The 5,908-nt window shown below is 67.0% G+C and carries 6 protein-coding genes; 2 read left to right on the forward strand and 4 right to left on the reverse strand.

Annotated features, from left to right (window positions below; genetic code table 11):
• Positions 1-1,096, reverse strand: a 1,096-nt coding sequence (istA, locus tag AC5JJ1_RS11100; RefSeq protein ID WP_495785185.1) for an IS21 family transposase, incomplete at its 3' end; no start/stop codon positions are given.
• Positions 1,097-1,674: 578 nt separating this feature from the next.
• Positions 1,675-2,088, reverse strand: coding sequence for a BLUF domain-containing protein (locus tag AC5JJ1_RS11105; protein WP_495785186.1), 414 nt, complete (start codon positions 2,086-2,088; stop codon positions 1,675-1,677).
• Between the two features lie 304 nt (positions 2,089-2,392).
• Between AC5JJ1_RS11105 and AC5JJ1_RS11110 the strand changes: the two genes are divergently transcribed.
• Both AC5JJ1_RS11110 and AC5JJ1_RS11115 read left to right on the forward strand, forming a co-directional pair.
• Positions 2,393-2,572, forward strand: coding sequence for a hypothetical protein (locus AC5JJ1_RS11110; protein WP_495785187.1), 180 nt, complete (start codon positions 2,393-2,395; stop codon positions 2,570-2,572).
• Between the two features lie 307 nt (positions 2,573-2,879).
• Positions 2,880-3,281 carry a hypothetical protein gene (locus tag AC5JJ1_RS11115; protein WP_495785188.1) on the forward strand — a complete coding sequence of 134 codons (402 nt, stop codon included), beginning with the start codon at positions 2,880-2,882 and terminating at the stop codon, positions 3,279-3,281.
• A gap of 22 nt (positions 3,282-3,303) precedes the next feature.
• On the opposite strand, the gene AC5JJ1_RS11120 is transcribed toward AC5JJ1_RS11115, so the two are convergent.
• Both AC5JJ1_RS11120 and AC5JJ1_RS11125 read right to left on the reverse strand, forming a co-directional pair.
• Positions 3,304-4,599, reverse strand: coding sequence for a GAF domain-containing protein (locus tag AC5JJ1_RS11120; RefSeq protein WP_495785189.1), 1,296 nt, complete (start codon positions 4,597-4,599; stop codon positions 3,304-3,306).
• 362 nt (positions 4,600-4,961) lie between these two features.
• Complete coding sequence (locus AC5JJ1_RS11125; protein WP_495785190.1) at positions 4,962-5,204, reverse strand: DUF6894 family protein; 243 nt, start codon at positions 5,202-5,204, stop codon at positions 4,962-4,964.
• Positions 5,205-5,908: the final 704 nt, after the last annotated feature.

The following is a 5,908-nucleotide window of genomic DNA, read 5'->3' on the forward strand; positions in this document are numbered from 1 at the left end:
AATCAGGTGCCGACTTCAAATCGGAATCAGGTGCCGACTTGCTCCGGAATCCGCAGCCGAGCCAGGCCTCGATGCGGTCGTCGTAGACATGCACGCGCAGGCGCTGGCCGATCAGCTGCGAGGGGGCGCTGTAGAAGATGCCGTGGACCAGGAAGCCGCCGGTGCGGGTGACCCGGGCGACCAGCTCGGTGCAGTCGGTGGTGCGGCGGGGTGGCAGGCGCCTCAGGGCGGTCGCCTCGATCTGGATGGCGGCCTGGCGGCGCTGGTTGCGCCGGGCGACCAGCTGGTCGACGAAGCGGCGCCACTCGGCGAGGCTGGCGAAGTCGCGGGAGCCGCGCAGGATCAAGGCTTGGTCGAGAGCGGCCTTGAGGTGGCGGTTATGCGCCTCAACCGCGCCGTTCTCGAGCGCCTCGCCCGGGTTGTTGCGGCTGGCTGTCATGCCGTAGTGGGCGCAGAAGGCCTCGTAACGGCGGGTGACGTCCTCGGCGGCCTCCCGGTCGAGGTTGCGGTAGGCGGCCGGGAGGCTGTCGGCGCGGTGTTCCTGCGGGACACCGCCGAGCGCCCAGAGGGCGTTCTGCAGGTTCTCGGCCAGGGCGGTGAAGCTCTCACCCCCGAGCACGACGGCGACGTGCTCCCAGCCACTGTAGGCCAGGACGCAGTGATAGAGCCCATGGGCCAGGGGTTGGCCGGCGATAGTGACGGCGAGTTCCGCGGCGTCGGTGAAGTCGGACAGCGCCATCCGCCCGGGCTCCGGCACCTGGCGGAAGATGATGTCCCGCTCCGGGCCGTGCAGGGCGCGCCAGTCGCGTACCCGCCGCTCCAAGGTCCGCCGGACCCGGTCATCGGGAAAGGCGTCCGGGTCGGTGATCTGCAGATGGCGCAGCAGGGTGACGGCCTGCACGGCCGGGTCGTTCTGCAGGATCGGCAGCAACACCGGCTCCCAGACCGCGGCCAGCGGGTTGGGGACGGTGCGGCCGCGCTCGGCCTGGCGCCCAGATGGCAGGCGGGGATCGGCCTCGATCCGCCGGGCGGTGCGTTCACTGACGCCGGCGCGGGCGGCGGCGACGCGTTGGCTATGACGCAGTCGGTCTTGCATGTAGGTTCTCACTTGCTGGTCGGTGACGGGTTTGCCCGGCACGTTGAGGTCTCCGTTTGGCGACAGAGATCCTCCTCGCGCCGGCCCGCAGCGGCCAGCACCCCACCCCCATCCCGGATCGAGACGGTCGCGCCGGTGGCTCCAGCCTCCGGGCGAGCTACGCCCGCCCTCCGCCTGGAGCCACCGGCCAACTTGGCTGCCGGTGCCGATCACGATGGTTGTCGCTGAACATGACGGACTTGCGCCTGTATGGTGGCGATCAGAGCAGCGGAGGCGCGATCTTCGTCGGCCGTAGCTTGCTCCCCGGAATAATCCGGTTTGAGTGTGCTGGAGCTGCTGCGATCGCTGCGAAGGTGGTTGGCCATCAGCAACCGAAAACTAGCGAACGCCTCATCTTGGGCGGCAGCGAGATCAGGTAGTGCAGGCCGGCGGGGGTGGGGCAGAGCCGAGTCTCGGGATGCGCCATGCGGCGGGTTGGCCTGTTCGTGGTCCGTTCAAATGCCTCGCGGCCCGCCGGATTGCCGCGGCTCCCGCTTGCCAGGCCTGCGGCGGCCTCAGCCGCCGGCGGGCAGGGCCGGTTATTGCGCTTGTTCCTGGGCCGGTTCCTGGGCCAGCCGGACGAAGATGGCCTGGACCGAGGCGGCGGTCGCGCCGCGCAGGGCGCCGGCCCGCACCTCCGCTTGGCTCCACATCCAGCTGTGCGGCGGGTCGTCGCGCATGTCCCATTCAGCGAACAGGCGGGTTTCGATGTCATCGACATGGATCAGCGCGACATCGAGGTGGCGATCGTCCTGCAGGATGCGGCCGAAGGTACGGGTGACCGCGGCGCGGGGACCTTCGAGCAATTGCAGGAACAGGTCGGCCCGGCAGATCAGCGCGCCGGTAATGCAATCTTGACGGTTGTGCCGGCGGGCGCTGAGCAGGATATCGTCAAGGGTTTCTGCCTCGAAGCCGAAGGGTCGCGAGGCATAGATTAACTGCATCAGCGGCATCGGTCCGGTTCCTTCCCCTGGCACGGGACGGATACTGGCAGGTTTGCCCCGCCATGCCGAGCAAATGCCCGGCTGGGACAGGGCGGAGGGTGAGACGCGCCGAGACCCGCCCCCCTCGCCCGCAGAACAGGCCGACGGGCGCACGGCGGAGCCAAGTCCGGGAAGCGGCATCCACCCGATTTGGGCAGGCGGCCGGGGTTTACGCCATCCCGGGTTCCCGCCTCAGGCCAGCATGTGGTCGCAGCCGGCGGTATTTGGCACGGGGATGAGGATCTGCGGTGCCTCCGGGTCCATCCCCGGCGGCGTGGCGCTCATAGGCGATGAAGGGCTCATCCTGCAGATATTGCGTATCCGTGTTGCGCAGGATGATGTCGGTCAGGCCGCTGTGGCGGATGAAGGTGGTCGTGGCCTCGTCGAAGCCCCTGACCTCGTGCGCGACCTCGACATCCGACTGGAGCGAATCCGCAAGCGGAGCGTGGTTTGAAGCCGGGTCACACACGCGATAGGCCCCGCGTGGCGCAAGTTAGCGCCCGCCTGCGGCAGCTCGCTCCTGTACAGCTCAGGGCTACGCCCTTGCTTAGCCAAGTCTCCCCTCGCGCCCACTGGCCCTATGTCCGAACTTGGCGGGCGGGCGGAGGTGGTTGTTGAGGCGTCGAGGTTGGCAGCTGTGCGCCCATGCCAGACGTCCAACGGCCGCTGCAGATATCCTGAAAGCGGACAAGGTCACGGCTGCGGGCTGGCCGGGTCGGCGGGAACTCGAAAATCTCTCTCCTGGACGACCATTGGGCGGCTTGAACTCGTTCACCGCGAGCGCCCACAGCTTCACCCGGTCCATCGCCGGGAGGCGGCCTGCCTTGTTTCTGGGCGACCGCTCCTCAAGCTTCCGCCTTCCCGGTGCGTTATGGCTGGACCACCAGGGTGGGCGCATGGCCATGCCAGCCAGATCAAAGCGGGACAAGGAAGCGCAAGGGGAGGCCGAGGAGCCGTCGCGCAAGCCGTCGAGACGCGCTGCCGCCGAATGGCTTGTGGGAGAGGAGGACGCGTTCGGCCTGTGGCTTCGGCAAAGTCTGCACGAGGCCTTTGACGCCGCGGTTGCGGAACCGATTCCCGACGACATCCTGAGGCTTATCGAGGAGGATCGCGCCGAGCGCGAGCGTCTCAGGGGCCGTCGGACGGCAAAGCCGGACAAATGAGGTGCTGATGCAGGAGCCTAGCCTACCCTTCGCACGGACCCGCCCCAGCGACGCCACAGGTCTCTGTTGCGGGTAGCCAAAGTGTGACCGTGGTTCCGACCCCCGGCCTGCCCTCCCGCACCAGCCCGCCCCCGACCTGCTCCGCGAAGGTCCGGGCGAACGCCAGTTCGAACTCCGCTCCGGGATCCAACGCCCCAGGTAGCGAAGCCCCGCCGCCCAAGCCCGTGCCGGTGTCAGCAATGGAGAGCCGGACGTGACGGCCTGGCCGCAGCGCCGCTTGGTGTTCCGCTGTCGCAATGATCTCCTCAAGCGCTGCCCCAAGCGTGAGGGTGCCGCCGTCTGACATGGCGTCGCGTGCGGCGGCGACCAGGCCCAGCAGCACCGACTTCAGTTCCCCCGGGTCAGCCAGGACTGGCGGCAGCCCCGGGGCCACATCCACTTCGACGTGAAGTGGAACGTCCGGGCCGCTTTTGATCACACGCGCCAAGCGCTGCAGCAATGGTGCCACCTCGACCGCCTCGGGCCGGAGCTCGGCGCGCGGAGCAAAAGCCGTGAGGCGCTGGGCCAGCACGCCGCCGCGCCGGGCTACGTCGTTGACCAAGCCAAGGATGGATTGCGCCGTCGCCGGGTCATGCCCGAGGCGCGCGCCGGCCAGGCGCACCCCGCTCTGGACCGCCTGCATGACACCGGCGAGGTCGTGGCCCACATCGTCTGCGAGCCGGCGCAGCGCCTCAAGCCGGCGCAATCGCGCCTCCGTCGCCTCGTGCTCCACCGCCTCCCGGCGGACGCGTTCGGCCATCTCCACCGCCAATCGGCGAAGGGTCATCTCGCTCATGGTGACCGCGGCGAGATCGCGCAGCGCCGCGGCATCGCCGGATGTCCAAACACGTGGCTCGTTATGGATGGCGCATAGGGCTCCAAGTACGTGGCCATCCGCTGTTATGAGCGGCATGCCAAGGTAGGCAATGACGCCGAGCTCGGCGACGGCGAGGTTGCCGGATAGAAGCGGATGGTGGCCCGCGTCCTGGACCAGGAGCGGCTCCCCAGCGACCACGACGTGCTGGCAGAAGGAATGCAGCAGGGAAGTCTCGCGCCGGAGCAGCCAGGGCTGCGGCAGGCCAACAGCGCTCTTGAAGAACTGGCGGTCCGCCTCGACCAGCGACACCAGGGCCGCCGGCACGCCCAGCAGTCGGCAGACCATCCGGGTCAGGCGGTCGAAGGTCTCCTCGGGCGAGGTGTCCAGCAAACCGGTCCGCCGCAGTGCCATGAGGCGATCCTCGTCCCGCAGCGCATTTCTCAGCAGCGTTTCGTCGGACATCGGATTGCCTCCTTGCTCGGCGGGCACCTACGCGTCGTGCCCGTCTGCCCTGCGGGTGGCCATGGAACAGGTTCCACCCTCGAAGCTACGCTGTCCATCCAACTCGGCGGTAGCACGCGGGCCAAAACGGGTAAGGGCTCGCACCGGCGGAACTGCGGCAGTCCCCGCAGTAGGTGCCGGAGGGGCGGCGAGCTACCCCTTCACTGCTTTCTCAACCATTTGGGATTGATCGGGTGGGGACGAGAGTAAGGGATCGCTCATTCAATCAGCTTCCGCCACAAGGAGATGCCGCAACCCTTTCCATTCGCTATCGGCTGCTGCTGACCATACAGCAGCGTTGGCTGACATACGATAGGGACCGCCTAGTGCATTGTGCTAAGCGGGTCATTTAAGGGAACCGACGTCAGGGTTCTTACAACGTCATCAGCAATCTCGTTCGGTTGTAAATCCAAGATTTTGTTGCCGCCTCGAAGCCGCTCTGCCGTGATGTAGCGAAAAGCCAAAAGCGCTTCTTCGCAAGCGGCGCAGAGGTTCGGCAGCTCGGAACCGTCCAGGTCCACAAACAGATCCTGGACAGTTCGGACGTGGAAGAAGAAGCATGGCATCGCAAGAGATTACGCTGTGCCTTCCCCCCCTGGCTGGGCGGTCTCAAACACCACTCATATGCGATAGGTCCTGCCGAAGCGGGCAAGGGACTACTCGCGGCCGTCCGGCGCGACCGTGCTACCACGGAGTTCCGACCGCGAGTTACCCTCCGGCAACGGGGCCAAGGTGGGTGCCAAATCTAAGGGAAGCGCGGCATCGAAGATGCGTTGAAGGCAGCTTTCCGCCGCATCAGGGCGTGGATAGAGCGCCCGGCACAGCTGCTCGACCTGCGGTTGGAAGGCCGTCAGCGCCTCGCGTTGCGGCGGGGTTGCCGGCGCGGCCTCGACTGACGGAAGGGGCTGTGTCTGGGCCAATGATGGGCTCGCTGCCGTGAGTAGCATGGCCGCCAAGGCGTGACGCCAAGCAACCCTCATCGTTAATACAAGCATCGTGCAATGTTCCCGGCAATCATGACTGAGTGACAATGCGAACATGGGTATTGTCATGACCTTGGGAAATGATTTTCGCAGTTCGCGTGCAACATATGATCACCCGCGATGAGGTGCGCCTCACATGCGACAAGGACCGCGTGGCGCAAGTGAGCACCTACCGGCAGCAGTGGCCCCCAGTACGGCTTATGGCTACAACTGGTCGGCCTCATGGCCGCCTTGGGGTGCGGCACGGTTCGATGAGACAGCCGACTGCGGTAGAGATCACCGCAACC

This window comes from Belnapia sp. (genome assembly GCF_059504005.1).